Origin of the sequence: Pseudomonas sp. 65/3-MNA-CIBAN-0223, assembly GCF_040310425.1 — a bacterium.
Classification (GTDB): domain Bacteria; phylum Pseudomonadota; class Gammaproteobacteria; order Pseudomonadales; family Pseudomonadaceae; genus Aquipseudomonas; species Aquipseudomonas gregormendelii.
Map to the genome: position 1 here is coordinate 75,083 of NZ_JBEOPV010000018.1, position 24,182 is coordinate 99,264.

Here is a 24,182-nt window from a genome sequence, read left to right on the forward strand (position 1 = left end):
CATTGAAGTTCAGTGGCGGAGTCCAGCATGCCAGCATGGCGCACTATCAGTTTATGGATGGATCAGCTCGATGATCCTTTGACAGCGCGTGCGGCGCTGGAACAGGACCTGGATGTCGACGTAGCCATCATTGGCGCCGGCTACACCGGACTCTGGACAGCGTATTACCTCAAGCGCCTGGCACCGGGCTTGAACATTGCCATCATCGAGGCGCAAACCGCAGGCTTCGGTGCATCCGGGCGCAACGGTGGCTGGTTGATGGGCAATCTGCTCGGTGAAGACCGGCTGCTGGCGAACCTGTCCCCCGAAGATCGCCGCGCCTCCTTCGACTTGCTGCACGCTATCCCTGACGAAGTGGAGATCGTCCTCGAACGCGAGGCTATCGACTGTGATTACCGCAAAGGTGGCGCCCTGTATTGCGCTGCCCGCTACCCCGAACAAGAGACCAGCCTGCGGCGTTACCTGGACGGCCTTTACCAACAAGGCCTGACTGAAAAAGATTACCGTTGGCTCAGCCCCGAGCAACTGGCGCAGCAGATTCGCCTGGCCAAGCCATACGGCGGCATTTACGCCCCTCATGTGGCCACCATCCACCCTGCCAAACTGGTCCGCGGCCTGGCCCGCACCGTCGAGCGCATGGGCGTGCGGATCTACGAGAACAGCCCGGTCACCCATTGGCAGGCGGGGTCGTTGCGTACAGACAAGGTACAAGTGCGCAGTCGCTGGATCGTGCCGGCCGTAGAAGGTTACTCCGTCACCTTGCCACCGCTTGGGCGGTATCAATTGCCTGTGCAGAGCTTACTGGTTGCCACCGAGCCATTATCCGCCGCCACCTGGGATGAAATTGGCCTCAGTCGCGGCCAGGCATTCAGCGAAAGCAGCCGTCAGGTCACCTATGGCCAGCGCACCGCCGACAATCGCCTGGTGTTTGGCGCCCGGGGTGGCTACCAGTTCGCCGGCAAGCTGCGCCACAACTTTGACCTGACAACCAACGAAGTGGAGTTGCGCCGGTATCTGTTCGGCGAGCTGTTCCCTCAGCTCAAGAACGTGCGGATTACCCACGGCTGGGGTGGCAACCTGGGCATGTCCCGACGTTTCAAGCCCCACATGCTGTGCGATCAATCCAGCGGCATTGCCTTGTCCGGTGGTTATGGCGGGGAGGGCGTGGGCGCCAGCAATTTGGGCGGGCGCACCTTGGCCGACCTGATCCTGGAGCGCGACACCGAACTGGTTCGCCAGCCCTGGGTCATTCCCCAGGCCGGCCTGGCCGCCCTACGGGCCTGGGAGCCAGAGCCCTGCCGGTGGCTGGGCTACAACGCGATCATCCGCAGCTTCGTCCACGAAGACCAGACCCTGGCTAACCCGACCAGCGCGCCCTGGCGGCGCAAGCTGGCGAGTGGCGTGGCGGGTTTCATGGAAAGTTTCATGCACTAAACAGCGTTTTCAACGACAGGTACTCCCCATGAGCATCACCCAATTCAAGAACACTGCCACCCTGGCACTGGAAGAATCCAACCCGGTCGCCGTGCCCCTCCGCACGCCAGTGGCTGTAGCCTCAACCACCAGTGTCGAGCGCGACGACGGGGTGGAAACCGGCGTCTGGGAATGCACGCCGGGGCGCTGGCGCCGGCAGATCGTGGCCCAGGAATTCTGTCATTTCATCCAGGGCCGCTGCACCTTCACCCCGGACGACGGCGAAACCCTGCACATAGAAGCCGGCGATGCGTTGATGTTGCCCGCGAACAGCCTCGGCACCTGGGATATCCAGGAGACCGTGCGCAAGACTTACGTCCTGATTTTCTGATCCTTTGATTGCCTGCCAAAACAACAACCCAAACAGGAATCGACTCATGCTGCGAAAGACCCTGACCCTGGCCCCCCTTGCATTGGTCGCGAGCCTCAGCCAGGCGGCCGAGACTGTGAAGATCTACAACTGGTCGGACTACATTGCGCCCGACACCACGAAGAACTTCCAGAAAGAAACCGGCATCGGTTTCAGCTACGACGTGTATGACAGCAACGAAACCCTCGATGGTAAGTTGATGACCGGCAAATCCGGTTACGACGTGGTGTTTCCGTCCAACCACTTCATGGCTCGGCAAATCCAGGGCGGGGCGCTGAAGAAGCTCGACAAGAGCCAGCTGCCCAACTGGAAGAATCTCAACCCGGTGCTGCTCAAGGCGTTGCAGACCAACGATCCCGGCAACGAGCATGGTTTTCCTTACCTGTGGGGCAGTACCGGCATCGGCTACAACGTGGCCAAGGTCAGGGAAGTGCTGGGGGACAACGCGCCGGTGGATTCCTGGGACCTGATCTTCAAGCCCGAGAACATGCAAAAACTGCAGAAATGTGGCGTTGCGATACTCGACAACGGCCCGGAACTGTTGCCGGCCGCCCTGAACTATCTGGGCCTGCCACACCACAGTAAAAACCCCGAAGACTACAAGAAGGCTGAAGCGCTGCTGATCAAGGTTCGGCCTTATGTCAGCTATTTCCATTCATCCAAATACACCAGCGACCTGGCCAATGGCGATATCTGTGTGGCGGTCGGTTTCTCCGGGGACATCCTGCAAGCAGAGACCCGCGCCAAGGAAGCCAACAATGGCATCGAAATCGGCTACGCCATTCCCAAGGAAGGCGCGGCGATCTGGTTCGACATGGTAGCCATGCCCGCCGACGCCCCCGACGAAAAGGCTGGCTATGCCTTCATGAACTACCTGCTGCGTCCGGACGTCATGGCCAGCATTACCAACCATGTGCACTACGCCAATGGTAACGAGCAGGCGGACGGCCTGGTTGACCCTGCGATCAAGAACGATACCAAGGTTTACCCGAGTGAGGAGATGATGGGCAAGCTGTTTGCGCTGGAAGCCATGCCGCTGAACATCGACCGGATTCGTACGCGGGTGTGGAACAAGATTCGTACGGGGAGTTAAGCGCGAATCGATTACCTGAGGGGTTTATCGACCCACCCCCACACAAACGGCCTGTCATTCCTGACAGGTGTTTGTGTGCGTTTCCCTGGTTAATCAATACTCCAAAGCCAGCACAAGCCGCTGCAAGTAACCGACTCGACAGAGAGCAAACATCGGCCTCAATCACCCTGTTTGCTCTTTGCTCTTGTTTAATCTTCCTCGCGGACCGTGGCCACTTCCGCCGCGCGGACTTTAACCTTCGACCCGGAAATATCTTCAAATTCGTAAAAACCATCCTTTGTTTCGGTTTTCGGCATGTCCTTGGTCAGGTACTGAGTGCCGTTCTGCAGGGTCACCACCGTGGCGGTGGAGCAACCTGCCAGCGCCAGAAGGGCCGCAACGGCCAGTGGCAGGCCCAGGGTCTTGATGTTCATATTCACCTCTCGAATTGCAAAAAAGCGTATCCCTATCGGCGTTGGTGCAGTGGAACGCTGAAAAGTTCGCCAGCCGCTTATCTTTTTCCATTTGCGCCTAACCGCCCAGAGCTGTTATCTGTACGCATAACCAGTACTTGTATTGCCATGGCGCCTGATTCTGTGACTGCTAACCCCCTCGACGATCCGTTCTATTACCTTAACAACTTCATGCAAGTGCTTGATTGGCTTGAGCATCGGTATGCAGACGTGTTGAGTGACGAGGAGCAGCGCTTCATTGGCGAATTCACCCAGCTGCCCCGTGAATCCCGGGCACTGCTGGTGAGGCTGATCATGCGCAAGGGCATTCATTTTCGCGCCAGCAAATTGCAGTACGTCGAAATAGGCGACATTGCCCAGGCTGCCGCGCGGCTGATCACGCTGGGCTGGATCGACGAGCACAGTGCGCTGCCCATAGAAACCCTGTTCCCGGTGTTGCTCAAGACCGAAGTGCTGCAGTGTTTTGCAAGCGCGATCACTCAGCCCAGGGGCAATAAGCACGACTGGTTGCCGACCCTGATTGAGCTGCACCCCGGGGCCCAGAGCTTCAACCAATGGTGCGCGCCCCTCGGGGATCGCTTGTTCACCTTGACCATCATGGGCCTGTGCGATCGCCTGCGCCTGATGTTTTTCGGCAATCTTTACCAGGACTGGTCCGAATTCGTGCTGGCCGACCTGGGCATCTTCACCTACGAGAAAATCGAAATCGGCGCCGACTCGCGCGGGTTGTGCAGTCGCGAGGACGTGGATGCCTGTCTTTACCTGCACGACTGCCAGATGCGCTTCGAAGCGGGTGAAGCGCTGTCGGAGATCGTCGAACAGATCAACAGTCTCACGCTGACCAACCCCTGGCTGTCGAGGCGCCGCGGCAAGTTGATGTTCCAGATGGGCCAGCACTGCGAACGCATTGCAGATTTCGTCAACGCCGTGACCCTTTATCGTCACTGTACTTACCCGGGTGCGCGAGTCAGGCTGATCCGCGTGCTGGAGCGCTGCGCCGAATATCAGTTGGCCCTGGACCTGGCCCTGCATGCGCAGCAGTTACCGCATAGCGCCGCTGAGCAGCAGCATGTGCTCAGGATACTGCCCAGGCTGCGCCGCAAGCTCGGCGGACCGCCCATGAAGCGGGCGTCGCCGCGACAAATGCTGCGCCTGGACCTGCAATTGCCCAGGTTTGATCCCGCAGTATCGGCGGATGAACTGTCGGTGGAACGCTACGTTCAAGTGCATCTGGCAGAGGCGACGGCGCCCGTGCACTACGTAGAAAACAGCCTGATCAATTCGCTGTTCGGCTTGCTGTGCTGGCCGGCGATTTTTGCGCCTTTGCCTGGCGCGTTCTTCCATCCGTTTCAGCGCGGTCCGGCGGACTTGCTCTACGAAGACTTTCATTCGCGGCGCGCCGAGTTGTTCGCCGCGTGCCTGGCCGAACTGGAAGACGGTCGCTACCTGCAGACCATACGCGAGCGTTACGCCAGTAAATGGGGCGTGCAGTCGCCTTTCGTGTTCTGGGGCGCGTTGAGCGAGGAGTTGCTCGACCAGGCGCTGGCGTGCCTGCCCGCCGAGCACCTGCGACACTGGTTTAATCGCCTGCTGCTGGATATCAAGGCCAACCGCACCGGCATGCCGGACCTGATCCAGTTCTGGCCGCAGGACAAGACCTACCGCATGATCGAAGTCAAAGGCCCCGGCGACCGCCTGCAGGACAATCAATTGCGCTGGCTGGAGTTTTGTCATGAGCACCAGATGCCCATTGCCGTCTGTTACGTGCAGTGGGCGGAGCAGGGCGCTTGAGCTACAGCATCGCAGTGCGGGCGTTGTGCGAGTTTACCGCCAAGGTCGGTGACCTGGACCTGCGTTTCACGCCGTCGCCTACTGCCCTGGAAGGGATCGTCGGTCACCGCACGGTTGCTTCGCGCCGCAGCGGGGACTATCAGTCCGAGGTGGCGCTCGAAGGCCATTACCGGACCTTGCGCGTCAAGGGAAGGGCGGATGGCTACGATCCAGTACAAAACTGCCTGGAGGAAGTGAAGACTTACCGCGGCGACCTGAGCAGGCAACCCGCCAATCACCGGCAGTTGCACTGGGCCCAGGCGAAGATCTATGGCTGGTTGATGTGCCAGAAAGCCGGCCTGGAGCAGATCAACCTGGCCCTGGTGTACTTCGACATCGTCAGCGAAAAGGAAACCTGCCTGGTCGAGGCGTTCAGTGCTGCACAGCTGGAGCAGTTTTTCGAGCACCATTGCCAACTGTTCCTGCACTGGGCGCAGCAGGAAGTGGCCCATCGCGAGGCACGCAACCTCGCCGCGCAGGCGTTGACGTTTCCCCACGCCAGCTTTCGTCCCGGGCAACGCCACCTGGCCGAGTCGGTGTTCAAGGCGGTCAGCACCGGGCGCTGCCTGATGGCCCAGGCGCCCACCGGCATCGGCAAGACCGTCGGCACACTGTTCCCGATGCTCAAGGCCCTGGTGCCTCAGCAACTGGACAAGATTTTCTTCCTGACGGCCAAGACCCCGGGGCGCAAACTGGCACTGGACGCGGCGCAGGTGATCATCGACAGCGCCGACGCGCCGCCGTTGCGCGTGCTGGAGATGATCGCCCGCGACAAGGCTTGCGAGCATCCCGACAAAGCCTGCCACGGTGAGTCCTGCCCATTGGCGCAAGGCTTTTACGATCGCCTGCCGGCCGCGCGCCAGGCTGCCAGCGAGCTGACCCTGCTGAATCAGGCAGCCTTGCGCGAGGTGGCGCTGGAACACGACGTCTGCCCTTATTACCTGAGCCAGGAAATGGCGCGTTGGGCCGATGTGGTGGTTGCCGACTACAACTATTACTTTGACTTCAGCGCACTGCTGTTCGGCCTGGCCCAGGCCAATAACTGGCGAGTCGCGACCTTGGTGGATGAAGCGCATAACCTGGTCGAACGGGGCCGCCAGATGTATAGCGCCAGCCTCGACCAATCGGCCCTGAACGCGGTGCGCAAAACCGCGCCCGAGGCACTGAAGAAGTCGCTGCAACGGGTCCATCGTGAATGGAATGCCCTGCATAATCAGCAACTGGGCGCCTATCAGGCTTATGACCGTGCTCCGGAAAAGCTCCTGCAGGCGCTGTTTTCCTGCAGCGCGAGCATTGGCGACTACCTCAACGATCATCCCCAAGGGGTCGACAGTGGCCTGCAGAACTTCTATTTCGACATGCTGCAGTTTGGCCGAGTGGCCGAACTCTTCGATGAGCAGTACCTGTTCGATATCAGCAAGCGCGACCTTGAGCGCAAGCACAACCTCTCAACCCTGTGCCTGCGCAATGTGGTGCCTGCCGGTTTCATTCGCCCACGCCTGACAGCGTCGCGCACGGCCGTGCTGTTTTCCGCGACCCTCAGCCCCCGTCACTATTACGCCGACCTGCTGGGCACGCCGCCCGACACCGTGTGGATCGATGTCGAATCGCCGTTTCACGCCGACCAGTTGCAAGTCCATATCGTCAGCCAGATCTCCACGCGGTTTGTCCATCGCCAGGCGTCCCTGGGGCCCATCGTCGAGCTGATGGCCCGGCAATTCACCGAGCGTCCCGGCAATTACCTGGCGTTTTTCAGCAGCTTTGACTACCTGCAGCAAGTCGCGCAGCGGCTGGCCGAGGCCCATCCGCACATCAACCTGTGGTCGCAATCGCGAGGCATGGGGGAAGGGCAGCGCCAGACTTTTCTCGACCAGTTCACCGCCGACAGCCAGGGCATCGGCTTCGCGGTGCTGGGCGGCGCGTTTGGCGAGGGCATTGACCTGCCCGGGGCGCGCTTGATCGGTGCTTTCATCGCCACCCTGGGCCTGGCACAGTTGAACCCGATCAACGAACAACTCAAGCATCGTATGGCAGCGATTTTCGGCGCCGGTTATGACTACACCTACCTCTATCCCGGCGTGCAGAAAGTGGTTCAAGCGGCCGGACGGGTGATACGCACCCAGCAGGATCAAGGCGTCGTCATGCTGATCGATGACCGTTTCGCGCAGGGCAAGGTCAAGCAATTGCTGCCACGCTGGTGGGCGCTAGGTCCCGCCGCCTGTCATGCTGGCGGATAAAGGCAATTGATTGCCTGTGATTGCAGCTTTTCAATTCCGCCGGATGTCCCATACTCTCGAAAACGAAATTCACGTGAGGATTGAATGAGCGAGGATCGGAGGAAAGCCGGTGCCATCGAAGAGAAGCGCTTTCGCTTGTTGATCGATGCCGTGATCGATTATGCGATCTACATGATCGATCCCGATGGCACAATCGCCAGTTGGAACTCCGGGGCCAAGCGCTTCAAGGGGTATGAAGAGGCGGAGATCCTGGGTCAGCACTTTTCACGGTTTTACACCGAGGACGACCGTCGCGCCGGCCTGCCCCAACGAGCGTTGGATACCGCGATCCGCGAGGGCCGTTTCGAAGGCGAGGGCTGGCGCGTGCGCAAGGATGGCTCGCACTTCTGGTGCCATGTAGTGATCGACCCGATTCGTGACACCGATGGTCAATTGCTCGGTTTTGCCAAGATCACCCGCGACCTCACCGACCGCAAGATGGCCGAGGAAACCCTCAAGCAAAGCGAGCAACAGTTCCGCCTGCTGGTGCAGTCAGTCACTGACTACGCCATCTACATGCTCGACCCTCAAGGGCGCCTGACCAACTGGAACCCAGGGGCTCAACGAATCAAGGGCTATGCCCCTGAGGAGGTGGTGGGCCAGCATTTTTCGATGTTCTATACCCCTGAAGATCGCGTTGCCGGTGAACCGCAACGGGCGCTGGACACGGCGGTGCGCGAAGGCCGGTTCGAGAACAGGGCTTGGCGTATGCGCAAAGACGGTACGCGGTTCATGGCGCATGTGGTGGTCGACCCCATCTGGGGTGAGACCGGAACCTTGCTGGGTTTTGCCAAGATCACGCGTGATATCACCGAGGCCACCACGGCACAGCGCACTTTGGAACAAACCCGCGAAGCGCTGTTCCAGGCGCAGAAAATGCAGGCGATCGGTCAACTCAGTGGCGGGATCGCCCACGACTTCAACAATTTGCTAACGGTCATACTGGGCAACCTGGAAATCATTCGCAAACGCGCAGTCAACGAACCAAAAATCACCCGCCTGGTGGACAATGCGACCCAAGGTGCCTTGCGCGGGGTTTCCCTGACCCAGCGTATGCTGGCTTTTGCCCGACGCCAGGAGCTCAAGACCGAGCCGGTCCAGGTTGCGGAAATGGTGCAGGGGATTACCGGACTGTTACGCAGCGCGCTGGGGCCGTCCGTGCGTTTGGAAACCCATTTCCCGCCGGGACTCCAGCCGGCCCTCGCCGACATGAACCAGCTTGAATTGACCGTGATGAACCTGGTAACCAATGCCCGCGACGCCATGCCCCAGGGCGGCGAAATTCTGGTCAGTGCCCAGGCCGTGGAGATTCATGCGCAATCGACTCTGTCTCTGGCGGCCGGCCAATACATCTGCCTGAGCGTGAGTGATAACGGCGAAGGCATGGACGATGCCACGCTCGCCTCGGCAATGGACCCGTTCTTCACTACCAAAGGGCTTGGCAAGGGCACCGGCCTGGGCCTGTCGATGGTGCACGGGTTTATCGAACAGCTGGGTGGCCGTTTCATCCTCAAGAGCCACAAGGATAAAGGCACCACGGCCGAGTTGTGGTTGCCGGTGGCTGCTGCCAGCGGCACAACCCAACCGCAGGCCGAAACCCAGGCGTCTGCGCCTGTTTCACGGATAAGCATACTGGTGGTGGACGATGACAGCCTGGTCCTGACCAGCACCTGTCTACTGCTGGAGGACCTGGGCCATAAGGTCACAGGTGCGAACTGCGGAGCGAAAGCGCTGGAATTGTTCAGCGCCGATCAGCCATTCGACCTGGTGATCACCGACATGGCCATGCCGCACATGAGCGGCGCGCAACTGGCGCACGCCATCCAGGAGATCAACCCCGGCATCCCCATCATCATCGCCACCGGCTTCGCCGAGCGACTGGAAGGTTTCGCTGCCAATCTGCCGCGGCTGTCGAAGCCATTCAACCAGCTCAACCTGGTAGAAATCATTGCCTCGACCTTAAAGTAAGTGCGCGCAGGCCAGGGAACGAAATCCGGCTGAACTAGTTTCAAGCCGGATCTTCTAATTCTTTTTCCGACCTGATAGAACCCCCGTGCCCAGAATATTGACCGAAGCCCCGGCTGAAGACGCCTTGACCGAACACAATGCCAAAATGTTCGGTTCGCCCAAGGAACGCCTGGATTTCTACCGCAGGGAAATCCAGTATGAGACCAGCATCCTGGCCAACCGCACGGATGCCTACCTGGCCGCGCAGTCGTTCCTGGTCATCGCGTTTGCATCCTGTATGGCAAACCTCAACCCCGAGTGGGGCAAGCTGTTCACCTTGGTCGTGCCGCCATTCCTGGCGCTGCTGGGGTTGCTGAGTTCCCTGAATGCCTGGCCCGGCATCAGGGCGGCATACGACATCATCGATCACTGGCATTTCAAACAGAGCGAACTGCTGCGCAGTGAACCCCTGATGGGCCTGGCCTACGATGAATCGCCTTTATTCAGCGAGATGGAGTCTTCACACAAGGGGTACCGCAAGTCGCTACTGTTTTCAGTGCGAACCCCGTGGATTTTTGCGACGTTTTGGGTATTGCTGGGCACTTATGCGGTATTTATTCAGGTGACCAATCCTGGTGGTTGATCAGCCCTAGGCCTGTGGCGGGGGGCTTGCCCTCGCCACAGCCTAGCATTGGCTATCAAGCCGCCAGATTAGCGGCGCTCATCTCTTTCTTGTACTGCGCTTTCAAACTCTCCATCTGCGCCCCAAGCTCTTGCAGCTCAGCCTTGCCCAACAGCTCCCGGGCTTCAGGGAACCTACCCTGTTCGCATTAGATATCAAGCTCTGGATTCATGCGCGGGTTGGGTATTGGCGACCGCCATCGGCATCGAAGGGAAGTCCTCGTTCAACAGGCGCAGATGCTCGATGGCTTCTTCGAATTTCAAGTCGGCTCTTCTGCGCATTGCCTGGTAGCGGTCGAACTGCTCGCCATCCAGCTCGCTGCCTTCGAGGAGCGCGAAGGCGGCTTGATTCAGCGTCTCGGCTTCTTGAAATAGCTGGCGGTTGCGTGCCAGGGCGAACTCGCGGCAGGCTGAAATTTCATCACGGGTGGAGTAGTGGATCATGACCGGCACCTTTGTTCGGAATGTTAATGATTAATAGGCAGCGGCACCGGCGAAGGATTTCAAATTTATGAGCGTTAAATTTCGATTATTCCGACGATAAAACCCTGAGCAAAAAATCAGTTTTTTCGTTTTTTACGCTGTTCGTATCGAGCAAGGATGGGTTGGGTGCTGATCCCCTGCACGAGGATGCTCAACGCCACCACCGACAACGTCAGGTTGGTGCACAAGGCCGCGACTGACGGGTCCAGCCCGTGGTTCAGGGCGTAGAACAGGTAATACAGGCTGCCGATCCCGCGGATCCCGAACCAGCCGATCAACAGGCGCTGGCGACTTTCGAGCAGACCGCCCCAGGGCATGGCCAGAACACTCAGCGGTCTGATCAGCAGGAACAATGCGCCACCTATCGGCAGCGCGCGCCAGTCCCAGTGCGCAATCAGCACCACGCCGAGCAAGGTCACCAGGAATACTTCCATGGCGCGCTCCACCAGACCGCCAAATGCCAGCATGTCGCCCATCATGATGCCGGCGGCCACTTGGGAATCTTCAAGATTATCGGTGTCGCCATGCACCGCTTGCTGCGGATCTACGTTCTGGTGACCGACCACTGGCTGCACAAGGTGTTCGGCCGGCACCTGGGCATCGCCCGTGGACTTGACCTCTTCCTGACGCAACCCCAGGCCAGCGGCGAAAACAGACAGGAAGCCGTAGGCGTGAACCCACTCGGCGCCGACATAGGCCAATGCGATCAGGGCCAGGGCCAGATAGTCGTTGGGGGAGAGTGTGCTGTCTTCGTTGGCAATGCGCAGGGACAAGGTCAACCGGCCGATTCCACGGCCCATCCAGTACCCGATCAACAGCCCCGCCGGCACTGCCCAGAGCAATCGGCCGAGCGCCCAATCACCGAGCCAGCCAGGATTACCGTCTTGTTGCAGCAGGAGCAATCCAAGAATCACGAACGGGAAGGCGACCCCGTCATTCAGGCCGGCCTCGCCGGACAGCCCGAACCGCACGCTGTCGTCGTCGCGGGCATCGTTAACCTGCACCAGAGACGCGAGCACAGGGTCGGTCGGCGCCAGGATCGAGCCGACCAGTACGCTGACACCCCAAGGCAACTGGAACGCGAAGTGCAGCAGCAGACAAACCCCGGCGATGCTCAGCATCATGACCGGGCCCGCCAGGCCCAGTGCCACTCGCCAGTTCTGTTGCCTGAAGGGAGCGCGCAGCTTCAAACCGCAAACGAACAGGGAAAACAACACCGCCACTTCGGTCAGGTGTTCCATCCACACTGATGCATCGTCCACATCCAGTTTCAATACGCCCAGGCCCGTGGGGCCGATGCCGACGCCCAGCGCCAGGCATACCGCCGAGGTGGTAACGGGTTTCCAGCGCAGATAGGACGACGTCAATGCCAGGGTCAGCAACACGGCACCCAGGACGGCCATCCAAATGGTAAAGCTCATGCTTGCGTCCCGCAGGAAGGTGGCCGTGAAACAGCGTGGAGTATGCTCAACCGACGCTCGCGCGCCGGTTGATGGTCAGCAGGCACAGCCCGAGGACTGGCTGCGCGACGGTTACAGCATTGGTTTACCACCGGTAACCCCGTAGCGCTGACCTGTGATGTAGCTGGCTTCATCCGAGGCCAGCAGCACGTAGATCGGCGCGACCTCCACAGGCTGCCCGGGACGCCCCAAAGGGGTCTCGGCGCCGAAGTTCTGCACTCCTTCGTCGGGCATGGTCGAGACGATTAGTGGCGTCCAGATGGGCCCGGGTGCGACGCTGTTGACCCGGATGTTCTTCGGCCCGAGCATCTGCGCCAGGCCGCCGGTAAAGTTGGCGATAGCGCCCTTGGTGGTGGCGTAGGCGAGCAGGGTAGGCTTGGGCATGTCCGAGTTGATGGAGCTGGTATTGATGATCGAGCTGCCGGGCTTCATGTGTTTCAACGCCGCCTGGCAGATGCGGAAGATCGCGGTGATGTTGACGTCGAACGTCATCACCCACTCCTCGTCCGGGATATCTTCGAAATTCTCGTGGGTCATCTGGAACGCGGCGTTGTTGACCAGCACGTCAATGCGACCGAAGCGTTCGACGGTCTTGTCGACCACCGCCTGGCATTGGGTTTTTTGCGCCAGGTCGCCTGGCACCAGCAGGCACTGGCGGCCGGCCTGTTCGACCCAGCGGGCGGTTTCCTCGGCGTCTTCATGTTCGTTGAGGTAGGCAATGACCACGTCCGCGCCTTCGCGGGCGAAGGCAATCGCCACGGCGCGGCCGATGCCGCTGTCGGCGCCGGTGATCAGGGCAATCTTGCCTTCCAGCCGGCCGGAGCCTTTGTAGCTTTGTTCGCCGCAGTCCGGGTAGGGATCCATTTTTTTCTGGGAGCCGGGGACGGGTTGTGCCTGTTTGGGGAAGGGCGGTTTTGGATAGTCGTTCATCGTGAATCTCCAATCTCAAGGCGAAAGAGTCAGAGGGTGGACCCTGGGCTTTTGGCGTGGGTTCGGTTGGATTTTCGGTGAAAGGGTTGAACGGTCAACACGCTGTGCCAGGCGCGACGCCATGGTGTAAGCTCTGCGACTCTTCGGATTCGACCCTTTGCGAGCCCTATGCCGTCGCTTTTCAAACGCTCCCTGCTGCCAAAACTGCGCAGTTTCCCGCTGACCGCCGAGTCCGTCACCATCCTCTCGGGCGCCGCCGAGTTTCGTCGCTGCCTGCTGGAAAAGATCGCCAGTGCAACCCGACGCATCTACATCGTCGCGCTGTACCTGCAACAGGATGAAGCCGGCCAGGAGATCCTCGATGCCCTGCATGCCGCCAAACTGGCGCGACCGGAACTGGATGTTGTGGTGGTCGTCGACTGGCTGCGCGCCCAGCGTGGCCTGATCGGTGCCGGCAAGCAGCCGGGCAACTCGGCGTGGTACCAGGAAACCACCCGCACCCATGCCAGCGAAGTGCCGGTGTACGGCGTGCCGGTGCAGAGCCGTGAGCTGTTCGGCGTGCTGCACTTGAAGGGTTTTGTAATTGATGACTGCGTGATCTACAGCGGCGCCAGTCTGAACAACGTTTACCTGCACAAGTTCGACAAGTACCGTTACGACCGTTATCACCTGTTGCACAACCGTGACCTGGCGGACTCGATGCAACACCTGGTGCAGCACGGCCTGATCGCCTCCAAGGCGGTCAATCGCCTGGATTTGCCCAATCTGCCAACCACCCGCAGCCTGCGCAACGACATCGGTGACCTGCGCAGCCGCCTCAAGCACGCGACGTATGACACCACCAGTGGGACTACGGACAAAGGCGGGCTGTCAGTCAGCCCGCTGCTCGGCGTGGGCAAGAACAATCCACTGAGCCGGGTGATTGGCGAGTTGATCGCCAGCACCCAGCAGCAGCTGACCATCTGCACGCCGTATTTCAACCTGCCGCTGGCCGTGACCCGGGAAATCAATCGGGCACTGGCACGGGGCGTGAAGATCGACATCGTGGTCGGGGACAAGACAGCCAACGATTTCTACATTCCACCCAGCGAGCCGTTCAAGGTGATCGCGGCGTTGCCATACCTGTACGAAATCAGCCTGCGCCGTTTCGCCAAGCGTCATCAGCGTTATATCGACAGCGGCCAGTTGAACCTGCACCTGTGGAAGGACGGCGACAACACTTACCACCTCAAGGGCATGTGGGTCGACCAGCGTTATACCTTGCTCACCGGTAATAACCTGAACCCGCGGGCGTTCCGTCTCGACCTGGAAAACGCCTTGCTGATGGATGATCCCAAAGGTGAGCTGCTGGCGCCGCGCAGGGAAGAGCTTGGGCAGATTTTCCAGCACACCACGCGCATTGGCCGATACCAGGACCTGGAAACGCTGGTGGAATACCCGGCAGCGGTGGCCAAGTTCCTCAAGCGCGTCAGCCGCGTGCGGATCGAGAGGCTGCTGTACCGGATCCTGTAACTTGCAGGAGCGAGCTCGCTCGTGAAAAACCCGAGTGCGTCACGGGGTGTCAGGTTTCCCGCGTTATCGTTATCGCCCATCGCGAGCAAGCTGGCTCCTACAAATCTGTGTAGGAGCGAGCTCGCTCGCGAAGAACCTGAGTACGCCGCGGGCTGTCAGGCACCCCGCGTTATCGTTAACGACCATCGCCAGCAAGCTGCCTCCTGCATGTAAGATGGCGATATTCGAATAACAACCTGGCCTGCCTGATTTAATGTCGGAAAAAGACACTATCTCCATCCAACTGGTGCGCGAAGCGCTGTTGCAAAGTTGTGCGCCCGGCGTGGCAACCGCCGAAGTACTGGAAAAGGTCGGCATTGCCCCGGCGTTACTCGGTACCGCGCATGCCCGGGTGCCGGCGACGGCCTATGCACGGCTGTGGCGGCTGCTGGCCCGACGGGGCGACGATGAGTTTTTTGGCATGGATCCGCGCCCACTGCGCTCCGGCAGTTTCGAATTCCTCTGCCGCAGCGCCATGGCCCAGCCAAGCCTGATGACGGGCCTGACCTGCGGCCTGGACTTTCTCTCGCTGATGTTCCACCACCTGCCTGCGCAACTGGTGCGTCAGCAGAGCCTGGCGGAAATCGTGCTGATCGAGGATGAGCAACCCGCCAAGCGCGCGTTCACCTACTTTACCTACTGGATGATCGTGCACGGCGTCGCCTGCTGGTTGGCCGGGCGGCGAATACCGATCCTGGCGATTGAACTGCGCTGCCCGGCACCGGATTTTCTGGACGACTACCAGGTGATGTTTTCCGAGAACCTGCGCTTCGATCGACCCCGCACTCGCATGATTTTTGCCGCCGATTGCCTGGACATGCCGATCCGCCGCAGTCCCGAGGAGCTCAAGCGCTTCCTGGCCCATGCACCGGCCAATATCCTGGTGAAATACCGCGATCCACAGAGCCTCGCCAGCCGGATCAAGCACGATTTGCGGCAGATCACCGCCCAGGACTGGCCGGAGACCAAGGCACTGGCGCAACAACTGTGCATGTCGGCCTCGACCTTGCGCCGTCGCTTGGCGGAGGAGGGGCAGACTTACCAGGGGCTCAAGGACAGCGTGCGCAAGGAGCTGGCGATCGTCTGGCTGGCGGACCCGGCGATCAGCTTTGCCGAAATCGCCACGCGCCTGGGGTTTGCCGATGCCAGCTCGTTCTACAAGGCGTTTCGCAAGTGGTCGGGGTCCAATCCCGGGCATTACCGCAGTCTTATACTGAATGAGCCGGACTGAGCGGGATTGTGTAGTGGCCTGACTGGCCCCATCGCGAGCAAGCTCGCTCCTACAGTTTTAGCGTCAGCACACAGATCCTGTGGGAGTGACCGTGCCCGCGATGAGGCCATTGCAGCCGCAACGCCTACCTAACCTTGGCCAAACCAGTCAAACAACTTGATAGCTTTGACCATTGTCCCGCCCGGCGCACAGAGCGACTATTTCTCCTGTTGATTACGGTTCCCCCCAACCTAATAAAAATACAGAGGGATTCTGGCAATGCGCGACTACCTGACTGCCACTTCACAGTTCGATTATCAGCACACCGTCGATGCCGCACTGGCCGGCGACCTCACGGCGCTCAATGCCTGCGTCGAGTGTTGCGACCGGCACGCACTGCCCGGGCGCATTGCGCTGTTCTGGGAGGGGCGCGACGGTTCGAGCGCGACTTATACGTTTAGCGACTTGCAGGACAAAGCCGCGCGTTTCGCCAATTTCCTGCTGGAGCAGGGCGTGCGCAAAGGCGACAAGGTTGCCGGCTTGCTCCCTCGCAATATCGAACTGCTGGTCACGGTGTTCGCGACCTGGCGCATCGGTGCGGTCTATCAACCACTGTTCACCGCCTTCGGCCCCAAGGCCATCGAGCACCGTTTGGGCAGTTCCGGTGCCAAGGTGGTGGTGACCGATGCGGGTAATCGCAGCAAGCTCGCCGACGTCGAGAACTGCCCGACCATCGTTACCGTCGCAGGACCAAAAGGCCAGGGCATTGTTCGTGGCGATTTCAGCTTCTGGGCTGAGCTGGCCAATTACCCTGCTGTCTGCGAACCGGTGCTGCTCACTGGCGAAGACCCTTTCCTGCTGATGTTCACCTCTGGCACCACCGGCCCGTCTAAAGCCCTGTCCGTGCCCCTGAAGGCCATCGTCGCGTTCCAGAGTTACACCCGCGATGCGGTCGACTTGCGCCCCGAAGATGCATTCTGGAACGTCGCCGATCCCGGCTGGGCCTACGGCATCTATTTCGGCGTGACCGGGCCACTGGCGATGGGGCATCCGATTACCTTTTACGACGGCCCGTTCACCCTCGAAAGTACCTGCCGGGTCATCAACAAATATGGAATCACCAACCTCACGGGCTCGCCAACGGCCTACCGACTGCTGATCGCCGGCGGCGACGAGTTCGCCCGGTCCATCAAAGGCAGGTTGCGCATTGTCAGCAGTGCCGGTGAACCGCTGAACCCGGAAGTGATCCGCTGGTTCGCCGACAACCTGAACGTGGTCATCCACGACCATTATGGCCAGACCGAACTGGGCATGGTGCTGTGCAATCACCACGGCCTGGAACACCCGATTCACATGGGCGCCGCCGGCTTTGCCTCGCCCGGCCACCGCATTGTGGTGCTGGATGAAGCCTGCCAGGAACTGAGCGTCGGTCAGCCGGGCATCCTGGCCATCGATCGCAGCCAGTCACCGATGTGCTGGTTCGCCGGTTACGAAGGCGCGCCCACCAAAGCGTTCGTCGGCAACTACTACCTGAGCGGCGACACCGTCGAGTGGAACCCCGATGGCAGCATCAGCTTCGTCGGGCGCAGTGACGACGTGATCACCACCTCCGGCTACCGGGTCGGGCCGTTCGACGTGGAAAGCGCGCTGATCGAGCACCCGGCCGTGGTCGAGGCGGCGGTGGTCGGCAAGCCTGATCCGGAGCGCACCGAGCTGGTCAAAGCCTTCGTTGTACTCAGTGCGCAATACCGCGCCGACCCGGCGCTTGCCGAAGAACTGCGCCAGCACGTGCGCAAGCGCCTGGCCGCGCATTCTTACCCCCGTGAAATCGAATTTGTCAGCGAATTGCCGAAAACCCCAAGCGGCAAATTGCAGCGCTTTATCTTGCGCAACCAGGAAATCGCCAAGGCTCAAGAGGCCGCCGCGAAGAACGTTTCAGCTTGAATCCAAGGAAACTGTGATGCAGATCGAAAACAAGGTTTTTCTCGTCACCGGCGGTGCGTCCGGGCTCGGTGCCGCCACCGCTGAAATGCTGGTGGCCGCCGGTGCCAGAGTGATGCTGGTAGACATGAACGCCGACGCCGTCGCCGCTCAGGCCCAGCGCCTTGGCGCGCAGAGTGTGGTCGCCGACATCAGTGATGAGGCCGCCGCCGAAGCCGCAGTGCAAGCCACGGTGAAAGCCTTCGGCGGCCTCAATGGCCTGGTCAACTGCGCCGGTATCGTGCGCGGCGAAAAAATCCTCGGCAAGACCGGCCCGCATGCGCTGGCCAGCTTCAGCCAGGTGATCAATGTCAACCTGATCGGCAGCTTCAATATGCTGCGCCTGGCGGCAGCGGCGATTGCCGAGACTGAAGCGGATAGCGACGGCGAGCGCGGGGTGATCATCAATACTGCGTCGGCCGCTGCCTACGACGGCCAGATCGGCCAGGCGGCTTACGCAGCGTCCAAGGGCGCTATCGTCAGCCTGACCTTGCCCGCCGCTCGCGAGCTGGCGCGCTTTGGCATCCGCGTGATGACCATTGCCCCGGGCATTTTCGAGACGCCGATGATGGCCGGCATGACGCCTGAAGTACGCGCGTCCCTGGCGGCTGGCGTGCCGTTTCCACCCAGGCTCGGGAAACCGGACGAGTATGCCGCGCTGGTAAGGCATATCATTGAAAACAGCATGCTTAATGGCGAGGTGATCCGTCTCGACGGTGCCTTGCGCATGGCCGCCAGGTAGGAGAATTCGTCATGACTATTGCCAACGATCCGATTGTTATTGTCAGCGCCGTGCGCACCCCCATGGGCGGGTTCCAGGGCGAACTGAAAAGTCTCACCGCACCGCAACTGGGTGCTGCCGCGATCAGCGCCGCCGTCGAACGCGCCGGCATCGCCCCTGCTCTGGTCGAGGAAGTGCTGTTCGGCTGCGTCCTCTCCGCAGGCCTTGGCCAGGCCCCGGCGCGCCAGGCCGCGCTGGGTGCCGGGCTGGACAAATCAACCCGCTGCACCACGCTGAACAAAATGTGCGGCTCGGGTATGGAAGCGACGATGCTGGCCCACGACATGCTCGTCGCCGGCAGTGCCGAGGTGGTCGTCGCCGGAGGCATGGAGAGCATGTCCAACGCGCCGTACCTGCTGGACCGCGCACGCAGCGGTTACCGCATGGGTCACGGTCGCGTGATGGACCACATGTTTCTCGACGGGCTTGAAGACGCCTACGACAAGGGACGCCTGATGGGCACCTTCGCCGAAGACTGCGCCGAGACCAACGATTTCAGCCGAGAAGCCCAGGATGCCTTTGCCATTGCCTCGACCACCCGTGCACAGCAGGCGATCAAGGACGGCAGTTTCAAGGACGAGATCGTCCCGCTTACCATTACCGTCGGCAAGGAACAGGTGCTAATCAGTAACGACGAACAGCCGCCGAAAGCCAAACTGGACAAGATTGCTTCACTCAAGCCGGCGTTCCGCGACGGTGGCACCGTGACTGCGGCCAACTCCAGCTCGATCTCCGACGGCGCTGCGGCCCTGGTGTTGATGCGCCGCTCCGCTGCCGAAAAACAGGGGCTCAAGCCGCTGGCAGTGATTCACGGGCATGCTGCCTTTGCCGATACCCCAGGCCTGTTCCCGGTCGCCCCGGTGGGCGCGATCCGCAAGTTGATGAAAAAGACGGGTTGGTCCCTGGACCAGGTCGATCTGTTTGAAGTCAACGAAGCGTTTGCGGTGGTCAGCCTGGTGACCATGGCCAAACTGGAAATCCCCCATGAAAAAGTCAACGTGCACGGCGGGGCTTGCGCACTGGGCCATCCAATTGGCGCATCCGGCGCGCGGATCCTGGTGACCCTGCTCTCGGCGCTGCGCCAGAAAGGCTTGAAGCGCGGCGTTGCAGCTATCTGCATCGGCGGCGGTGAAGCCACGGCGATGGCTGTGGAATGCCTGTACTAAAACCCGCACCCCCCCTTTAGGAGCTGCCGCACGCTGCAATCTTTTGACCTTGAAGATCATCATTAAAAGATCGCAGCCTGCGGCAGCTCCTATACGGGGTATTTCATATTCAAGGATTTGGCATGATTCCCAATGACGAACAATCCCAGATCAGCGACGCGGCACGGCAGTTTGCCCAGGAACGGCTGAAACCGTTCGCCGCCGAGTGGGACCGCCTGCATCGTTTTCCCACCGAAGCCATCGGCGAAATGGCCGAACTGGGCTTCTTCGGCATGCTCGTGCCGGAGCAATGGGGCGGCTGCGACACCGGTTACCTGGCCTACGCCATGGCCCTGGAAGAGATCGCGGCCGGTGACGGTGCGTGCTCGACCATCATGAGCGTGCACAACTCGGTGGGCTGCGTGCCGATCCTCAATTACGGCACCGATGAGCAGAAAGAACGCTTTCTCAAACCCCTGGCCAGGGGCGACATGCTCGGCGCTTTTGCCCTCACCGAACCCCAGGCCGGTTCCGATGCCAGTGGCCTGAGAACACGTGCCCGCCTGGAAGGCGACCACTACGTGCTCAACGGCTGCAAACAGTTCATCACCTCCGGGCAGAATGCCGGCGTGGTGATCGTGTTTGCCGTGACGGACCCGAGCGCAGGCAAGCGCGGGATCACCGCTCTGATCGTCCCCACCGATTCACCGGGCTACAAAGTCGCGCGGGTCGAAGACAAGCTCGGCCAGCACGCCTCCGACACCTGCCAGATTCTCTTCGAAGACGTGAAGGTGCCAGTGGCCAACCGTTTGGGCGAGGAGGGTGAAGGCTACAAAATCGCCCTGGCCAACCTCGAAGGCGGTCGTGTCGGCATTGCTTCGCAATCGGTGGGCATGGCCCGAGCCGCGTTCGAAGCAGCCCGGGACTACGCAAGGGAGCGGGAAAGTTTCGGCAAGCCGATCATCGAACATCAGGCCGTCGCGTTCCGCCTCGCCGACATGGCGACCCAGATTGCCGTTGCCCGGCAGATGGTGCACTACGCAGCGGCTTTGCGTGACAGCGGCAAGCCCGCCCTGGTCGAAGCCTCGATGGCCAAGTTGTTTGCCTCGGAAATGGCTGAAAAAGTCTGTTCTGCGGCCTTGCAAACCTTGGGCGGCTACGGTTACCTGAACGACTTCCCGCTGGAGCGCATCTACCGCGACGTGCGGGTGTGCCAGATCTACGAAGGCACCAGCGACATTCAACGCATGGTTATCTCGCGCAACCTTTGAACAGGAGTCCATTTGTGAACTACGAAACGATTTTGCTGGAAATCCACGGTCGTGTTGGCCTGATCACCCTGAACCGGCCCCAGGCGTTAAACGCATTGAATGCGCAGATCGTCAGCGAACTGAACCAGGCGCTCGATGGCCTGGAAGCTGACTCGAACATCGGCTGCATCGTGCTCACCGGTTCAAAAAAAGCCTTCGCGGCCGGCGCCGACATCAAGGAAATGGCCGAGCTGACGTATCCGCAGATCTACCTCGACGATCTGTTCAGCGACAGCGACCGCGTGGCCAATCGCCGCAAGCCCATCATTGCTGCGGTGAACGGTTTTGCCTTGGGTGGCGGTTGTGAACTGGCACTGATGTGCGACTTCATTCTGGCGGGCGACAATGCCCGGTTCGGCCAACCGGAAATCAACCTCGGTGTGCTCCCGGGCATGGGCGGCACCCAGCGCCTGACCCGCGCAGTCGGGAAGGCCAAGGCCATGGAAATGTGCCTGAGCGGACGTTTGATCGACGCCGTGGAAGCAGAGCGCTGTGGCATCGTGGCGCGCATCGTGCCGGCGGATGAGTTGCTGGCAGAGGCATTGAAAGTCGCCGCGTTGATCGCCGCTAAATCCCTGCCGATTGCGATGATGGTCAAGGAAAGCGTCAACCGCGCGTTCGAAGTCAGCCTGTCTGAGGGCGTGCGCTTTGAGCGTCGTGTATTCCATGCGGCGTTCGCGACGCAGGATCAGAAGGAAGGGATGGCGGCGTTTATTGCCAAGCGTGAGGCGCAGTTCCAGGGCCAGTAATCGCGTAAGGCTATCGCGGGCGAGCCTTGCTCCTACAGGTTATCAGTGACTGTGGGAGCAAGGCTTGCCCGCAGTTCTTGCAGGCCCTAAACCAGATAGTTCTTCAATTCTCGGGCGATCACCATCCGCTGAATCTCGCTCGACCCCTCATAGATCTGCGTGATCCGCGCATCGCGGTAGTAGCGCTCCACCGGGTAGTCTTCCAGGTAGCCATACCCACCATGAATCTGTATCGCCGAAGAGCAGACCTTCTCGGCCATTTCCGACGCGAACAGCTTGGCTTGTGACGCCTCCGACAGGCAAGGCTTGCCGGCGCTGCGCAGGCGCGCCGCGTGCAGGATCAACAGGCGCGACGCGTTCAGCCGGGTGTGCATGTCGGCGAGCAGATTGGCAATGCTCTGGTGCTCAATGATCGGCTTATCGAACTGCACCCGACCACGGGCATAGTCCAGGGCTGCTTCAAATGCCGCGCGGGCGATGCCCAGCGCCTGGGCGGCGATGCCGATGCGTCCACCTTCAAGGTTGGACAGGGCGATGGCCAGGCCCTTGCCGCGTTGACCCAGCAGATTGGCTTCGGGGATGGTGCAATTGTTCAGGGTGACTGCGCAGGTATCGGATGCGCGAATGCCCATCTTGTGTTCGGTGCGATCTACGATGAAACCGGCGGTATCAGTCGGCACCAGGAAGGCGGAAATTCCGCGTTTGCCCAGGTCCGGGTCGGTCACGGCGAACACGATGGCCAATTTGGCGCGCTTGCCATTGCTGACAAATTGCTTGGCGCCGTTGATCACCCACTGGCCATCGCGCAGTTCCGCGCGGGTGCGCAAGTTGTGTGCTTCGGAACCGGCCTGGGGTTCGGTCAGGCAGAAGCAGCCAATGGCTTTGCCGCTGGCCAGGTCCGGCAGCCAGGCCTGTTTCTGTTCTTCGGTGCCGAAGTTCAGCACGGGCCCGCAACCGACGGAATTGTGGATGCTCATCAGGGCGCCGGTGGCGCCGTCACCTGCGGAAATTTCCTCCACCGCCAGCGCATAGGCCACGTAGTCGACATAGGTGCCGCCCCATTCCTCGGGTACCACCATGCCCAGCAGGCCGAGCTCGCCCATCTTCGCCACCAGGGCGTCATCAATCCAGCCGGCCTTTTCCCAGGCCTGGGCATGAGGCGCGATTTCACCCCGGGCGAAATCCCGGGCCATGTCGCGGATCATCACTTGCTCTTCGCTCAATTCGATATCGTGCATGGCTCAGCTCCCGCTCCGATCGAAGCCTTCAAAGAAACTCTCCACATGCCCGGCGCCCAGCGCCTGCAAGGTGGGCGGGTTCCAGCGTGGCGTCTTGTCTTTGTCGATCAGCAAGGCGCGCACGCCCTCGATCAGGTCACCACGCTCGAACCACTGGCGGTCCAGGTGCAGTTCAAGGGCAAAACAGTCTTCCAGACTCAGGTGGCGACCACGGCGCAGCATTTCCAGGGTGACCCCCATGGCCAGCGGCGAGCGCGTCTCCAGCAGGTCAGCAGTCGCCAGCGCCCAGTCGTGGCTGTCAGCCACCGTGACTGCACGCAGTTGCTCAACCATACTCGGCACGTCGGGCAAGGCGAAGAAGTGATCGATGGCCGGGCGCAGCGCAATGAACGGTGCCTCGGGCAGTTGCTGCACCGCGAGCCGGGCCAGTACGCCCTGCAGGTCCTTGAGCGCGGTGTCGTGCCATGCCATCTGATCAAGCTGCTCGTCCAGGATGGCGATTTTATTGCTGTCCAGGTACCAGTCGGCCAGCCCGCAGTAGAGAGCATCGGCTGCGCGAATCTGCACGCCGGTGACGCCCAGGTAGATCCCCAGCTCGCCGGGCACGCGAGGCAGGAAGTAGCTGCCACCGACGTCCGGGAAATAGCCTATGCCCACTTCCGGCATCGCCAGGCGGCTTTTTTCCGTGACCACCCGCAGGTCGGCACCTTGCACCAGGCCCATGCCGCCGCCCAGGACAAATCCGTCCATCAGCGCCAGCACCGGTTTGCGGTAGTGGTGAATGGCGAGGTCCAGGGCATATTCCTCGACGAAGAAATCCTGGTGCAGCGAGTCGCCGTTCTTGAAGCTGTCGTACAGCGAGCGGATGTCACCACCGGCACAGAAGGCTTTTTCTCCGGCGCCGCGCAATACGACGGCGTGTACCGTCGAATCCTGCGCCCAGGCGTCGAGCTGGCGCTGCAGGTTACGCACCATGTCGAGAGTGAGGGCATTGAGACCGGCGGGACGATTGAGGGTCAGGTGACCAATGTGGTTGCGTACTTCGGCCAGCACGTCGTTGTGCGTGGCATCCATGGACTGAGTCCCCGGAGAAGAAACCTGAGCAGTCATCACTAACTCCCTGCTTTTATTGTTCTTTATAGAGAAGCTCGCACGCGAGCGATCAAGGATCGTACCAGTGCAAATTTGTGATGTACAACCGGGATATCTGCAGGTCCAGTCTG

20 protein-coding genes and 2 pseudogenes are annotated in these 24,182 nt (G+C 60.7%); 14 read left to right on the top strand and 8 right to left on the bottom strand.

Annotation, left to right across the window (positions count from 1 at the left end; all coding sequences use genetic code 11):
- Window positions 1-27 precede the first annotated feature (27 nt).
- The 3 genes from AAEZ09_RS20860 to AAEZ09_RS20870 are packed head-to-tail and all read left to right on the top strand — an operon-like array spanning window position 28 to window position 2,936.
- Entirely contained in the window at window positions 28-1,434 is a 1,407-nt protein-coding gene (locus AAEZ09_RS20860) for an NAD(P)/FAD-dependent oxidoreductase (RefSeq protein WP_350600632.1), read from the top strand.
- A gap of 28 nt (window positions 1,435-1,462) precedes the next feature.
- Window positions 1,463-1,804, top strand: a complete 342-nt coding sequence (locus AAEZ09_RS20865; RefSeq protein WP_350600633.1) for a cupin domain-containing protein — start codon at window positions 1,463-1,465, stop codon at window positions 1,802-1,804.
- Between the two features lie 46 nt (window positions 1,805-1,850).
- Window positions 1,851-2,936, top strand: coding sequence for a polyamine ABC transporter substrate-binding protein (locus AAEZ09_RS20870; protein ID WP_045058380.1), 1,086 nt, complete (start codon window positions 1,851-1,853; stop codon window positions 2,934-2,936).
- 188 nt (window positions 2,937-3,124) lie between these two features.
- Here AAEZ09_RS20870 and AAEZ09_RS20875 read toward each other — a convergent pair whose 3' ends face one another.
- Window positions 3,125-3,349 (bottom strand): YgdI/YgdR family lipoprotein, encoded by a 225-nt coding sequence (locus AAEZ09_RS20875; RefSeq protein WP_045058381.1) that lies wholly within the window; start codon window positions 3,347-3,349, stop codon window positions 3,125-3,127.
- A 147-nt stretch (window positions 3,350-3,496) separates the two neighbouring features.
- On the opposite strand from AAEZ09_RS20875, the gene AAEZ09_RS20880 reads away from it, so the two are divergent.
- The 4 genes from AAEZ09_RS20880 to AAEZ09_RS20895 all read left to right on the top strand — a co-directional run bounded on the left by AAEZ09_RS20880 (window position 3,497) and on the right by AAEZ09_RS20895 (window position 10,084).
- Window positions 3,497-5,179, top strand: a complete 1,683-nt coding sequence (locus AAEZ09_RS20880) for a VRR-NUC domain-containing protein (RefSeq protein WP_350600634.1) — start codon at window positions 3,497-3,499, stop codon at window positions 5,177-5,179.
- Entirely contained in the window at window positions 5,176-7,455 is a 2,280-nt protein-coding gene (locus AAEZ09_RS20885) for an ATP-dependent DNA helicase (protein ID WP_350600635.1), read from the top strand. The genes AAEZ09_RS20880 and AAEZ09_RS20885 overlap by 4 nt, the downstream gene beginning before the upstream one ends.
- A gap of 84 nt (window positions 7,456-7,539) precedes the next feature.
- Window positions 7,540-9,462 (top strand): hybrid sensor histidine kinase/response regulator, encoded by a 1,923-nt coding sequence (locus AAEZ09_RS20890; RefSeq protein ID WP_350600636.1) that lies wholly within the window; start codon window positions 7,540-7,542, stop codon window positions 9,460-9,462.
- An 85-nt stretch (window positions 9,463-9,547) separates the two neighbouring features.
- A complete protein-coding gene (locus AAEZ09_RS20895; RefSeq protein ID WP_045058385.1) occupies window positions 9,548-10,084 on the top strand; it encodes a hypothetical protein in 537 nt (178 codons plus the stop codon).
- Window positions 10,085-10,139: 55 nt separating this feature from the next.
- Here AAEZ09_RS20895 and AAEZ09_RS20900 read toward each other — a convergent pair.
- The 4 genes and pseudogenes from AAEZ09_RS20900 to AAEZ09_RS20915 form a co-directional block, all read right to left on the bottom strand.
- Window positions 10,140-10,268 (bottom strand): annotated as a pseudogene (locus tag AAEZ09_RS20900) (hemerythrin domain-containing protein); the annotation flags it as partial.
- 10 nt (window positions 10,269-10,278) lie between these two features.
- Window positions 10,279-10,566 carry a hypothetical protein gene (locus tag AAEZ09_RS20905; RefSeq protein WP_350600637.1) on the bottom strand — a complete coding sequence of 96 codons (288 nt, stop codon included), beginning with the start codon at window positions 10,564-10,566 and terminating at the stop codon, window positions 10,279-10,281.
- Between the two features lie 116 nt (window positions 10,567-10,682).
- On the bottom strand, window positions 10,683-12,026 hold the full coding sequence (locus tag AAEZ09_RS20910; protein ID WP_350600638.1) for a cation:proton antiporter: 1,344 nt from the start codon (window positions 12,024-12,026) through the stop codon (window positions 10,683-10,685).
- A 111-nt stretch (window positions 12,027-12,137) separates the two neighbouring features.
- Window positions 12,138-12,995, bottom strand: coding sequence for an SDR family oxidoreductase (locus tag AAEZ09_RS20915; RefSeq protein ID WP_350600639.1), 858 nt, complete (start codon window positions 12,993-12,995; stop codon window positions 12,138-12,140).
- Between the two features lie 168 nt (window positions 12,996-13,163).
- Between AAEZ09_RS20915 and pssA the strand changes: the two genes are divergently transcribed.
- Complete coding sequence (gene pssA, locus AAEZ09_RS20920) at window positions 13,164-14,507, top strand: CDP-diacylglycerol--serine O-phosphatidyltransferase (RefSeq protein WP_350600640.1); 1,344 nt, start codon at window positions 13,164-13,166, stop codon at window positions 14,505-14,507.
- Between the two features lie 99 nt (window positions 14,508-14,606).
- Here the strand turns inward: pssA and AAEZ09_RS29545 are convergent.
- Window positions 14,607-14,693: pseudogene (locus tag AAEZ09_RS29545) on the bottom strand (outer membrane lipoprotein carrier protein LolA); the annotation flags it as partial.
- A 67-nt stretch (window positions 14,694-14,760) separates the two neighbouring features.
- Between AAEZ09_RS29545 and AAEZ09_RS20925 the strand changes: the two are divergent.
- From AAEZ09_RS20925 to AAEZ09_RS20950, 6 genes are all read left to right on the top strand, one after another.
- Window positions 14,761-15,777: an AraC family transcriptional regulator gene (locus tag AAEZ09_RS20925; RefSeq protein WP_350600641.1), complete on the top strand. Its 1,017-nt coding sequence runs from the start codon at window positions 14,761-14,763 to the stop codon at window positions 15,775-15,777.
- Window positions 15,778-16,035: 258 nt separating this feature from the next.
- Window positions 16,036-17,700 carry an AMP-binding protein gene (locus AAEZ09_RS20930; RefSeq protein WP_350600642.1) on the top strand — a complete coding sequence of 555 codons (1,665 nt, stop codon included), beginning with the start codon at window positions 16,036-16,038 and terminating at the stop codon, window positions 17,698-17,700.
- Between the two features lie 16 nt (window positions 17,701-17,716).
- Window positions 17,717-18,478: an SDR family NAD(P)-dependent oxidoreductase gene (locus AAEZ09_RS20935; RefSeq protein ID WP_205892603.1), complete on the top strand. Its 762-nt coding sequence runs from the start codon at window positions 17,717-17,719 to the stop codon at window positions 18,476-18,478.
- Between the two features lie 11 nt (window positions 18,479-18,489).
- A complete protein-coding gene (locus AAEZ09_RS20940) occupies window positions 18,490-19,683 on the top strand; it encodes an acetyl-CoA C-acyltransferase (protein WP_350600643.1) in 1,194 nt (397 codons plus the stop codon).
- 122 nt (window positions 19,684-19,805) lie between these two features.
- Entirely contained in the window at window positions 19,806-20,933 is a 1,128-nt protein-coding gene (locus AAEZ09_RS20945) for an acyl-CoA dehydrogenase family protein (protein WP_205892605.1), read from the top strand.
- A 14-nt stretch (window positions 20,934-20,947) separates the two neighbouring features.
- On the top strand, window positions 20,948-21,721 hold the full coding sequence (locus tag AAEZ09_RS20950; protein WP_045058395.1) for an enoyl-CoA hydratase: 774 nt from the start codon (window positions 20,948-20,950) through the stop codon (window positions 21,719-21,721).
- An 86-nt stretch (window positions 21,722-21,807) separates the two neighbouring features.
- Here AAEZ09_RS20950 and AAEZ09_RS20955 read toward each other — a convergent pair whose 3' ends face one another.
- Window positions 21,808-22,959, bottom strand: a complete 1,152-nt coding sequence (locus tag AAEZ09_RS20955; RefSeq protein ID WP_350600644.1) for an acyl-CoA dehydrogenase family protein — start codon at window positions 22,957-22,959, stop codon at window positions 21,808-21,810.
- Window positions 22,960-22,962: 3 nt separating this feature from the next.
- A complete protein-coding gene (locus tag AAEZ09_RS20960) occupies window positions 22,963-24,069 on the bottom strand; it encodes an enoyl-CoA hydratase/isomerase family protein (RefSeq protein ID WP_045058397.1) in 1,107 nt (368 codons plus the stop codon).
- Between the last annotated feature and the right edge of the window lie 113 nt (window positions 24,070-24,182).

What these genes read in the sequence shown, in the direction of transcription:
- AAEZ09_RS20860 (WP_350600632.1), top strand. Translation starts at nt 28, where the DNA reads ATGCCAGCATGGCGCACTATCAGTTTATGGATGGATCAGCTCGATGAT.
- AAEZ09_RS20865 (WP_350600633.1), top strand. Translation starts at nt 1,463, where the DNA reads ATGAGCATCACCCAATTCAAGAACACTGCCACCCTGGCACTGGAAGAA.
- AAEZ09_RS20870 (WP_045058380.1), top strand. Translation starts at nt 1,851, where the DNA reads ATGCTGCGAAAGACCCTGACCCTGGCCCCCCTTGCATTGGTCGCGAGC.
- AAEZ09_RS20875 (WP_045058381.1), bottom strand. Translation starts at nt 3,349, where the DNA reads ATGAACATCAAGACCCTGGGCCTGCCACTGGCCGTTGCGGCCCTTCTG.
- AAEZ09_RS20880 (WP_350600634.1), top strand. Translation starts at nt 3,497, where the DNA reads ATGGCGCCTGATTCTGTGACTGCTAACCCCCTCGACGATCCGTTCTAT.
- AAEZ09_RS20890 (WP_350600636.1), top strand. Translation starts at nt 7,540, where the DNA reads ATGAGCGAGGATCGGAGGAAAGCCGGTGCCATCGAAGAGAAGCGCTTT.
- AAEZ09_RS20905 (WP_350600637.1), bottom strand. Translation starts at nt 10,566, where the DNA reads ATGATCCACTACTCCACCCGTGATGAAATTTCAGCCTGCCGCGAGTTC.
- AAEZ09_RS20910 (WP_350600638.1), bottom strand. Translation starts at nt 12,026, where the DNA reads ATGAGCTTTACCATTTGGATGGCCGTCCTGGGTGCCGTGTTGCTGACC.
- AAEZ09_RS20915 (WP_350600639.1), bottom strand. Translation starts at nt 12,995, where the DNA reads ATGAACGACTATCCAAAACCGCCCTTCCCCAAACAGGCACAACCCGTC.
- pssA (WP_350600640.1), top strand. Translation starts at nt 13,164, where the DNA reads ATGCCGTCGCTTTTCAAACGCTCCCTGCTGCCAAAACTGCGCAGTTTC.
- AAEZ09_RS20925 (WP_350600641.1), top strand. Translation starts at nt 14,761, where the DNA reads ATGTCGGAAAAAGACACTATCTCCATCCAACTGGTGCGCGAAGCGCTG.
- AAEZ09_RS20930 (WP_350600642.1), top strand. Translation starts at nt 16,036, where the DNA reads ATGCGCGACTACCTGACTGCCACTTCACAGTTCGATTATCAGCACACC.
- AAEZ09_RS20935 (WP_205892603.1), top strand. Translation starts at nt 17,717, where the DNA reads ATGCAGATCGAAAACAAGGTTTTTCTCGTCACCGGCGGTGCGTCCGGG.
- AAEZ09_RS20940 (WP_350600643.1), top strand. Translation starts at nt 18,490, where the DNA reads ATGACTATTGCCAACGATCCGATTGTTATTGTCAGCGCCGTGCGCACC.
- AAEZ09_RS20945 (WP_205892605.1), top strand. Translation starts at nt 19,806, where the DNA reads ATGATTCCCAATGACGAACAATCCCAGATCAGCGACGCGGCACGGCAG.
- AAEZ09_RS20955 (WP_350600644.1), bottom strand. Translation starts at nt 22,959, where the DNA reads ATGCACGATATCGAATTGAGCGAAGAGCAAGTGATGATCCGCGACATG.
- AAEZ09_RS20960 (WP_045058397.1), bottom strand. Translation starts at nt 24,069, where the DNA reads ATGACTGCTCAGGTTTCTTCTCCGGGGACTCAGTCCATGGATGCCACG.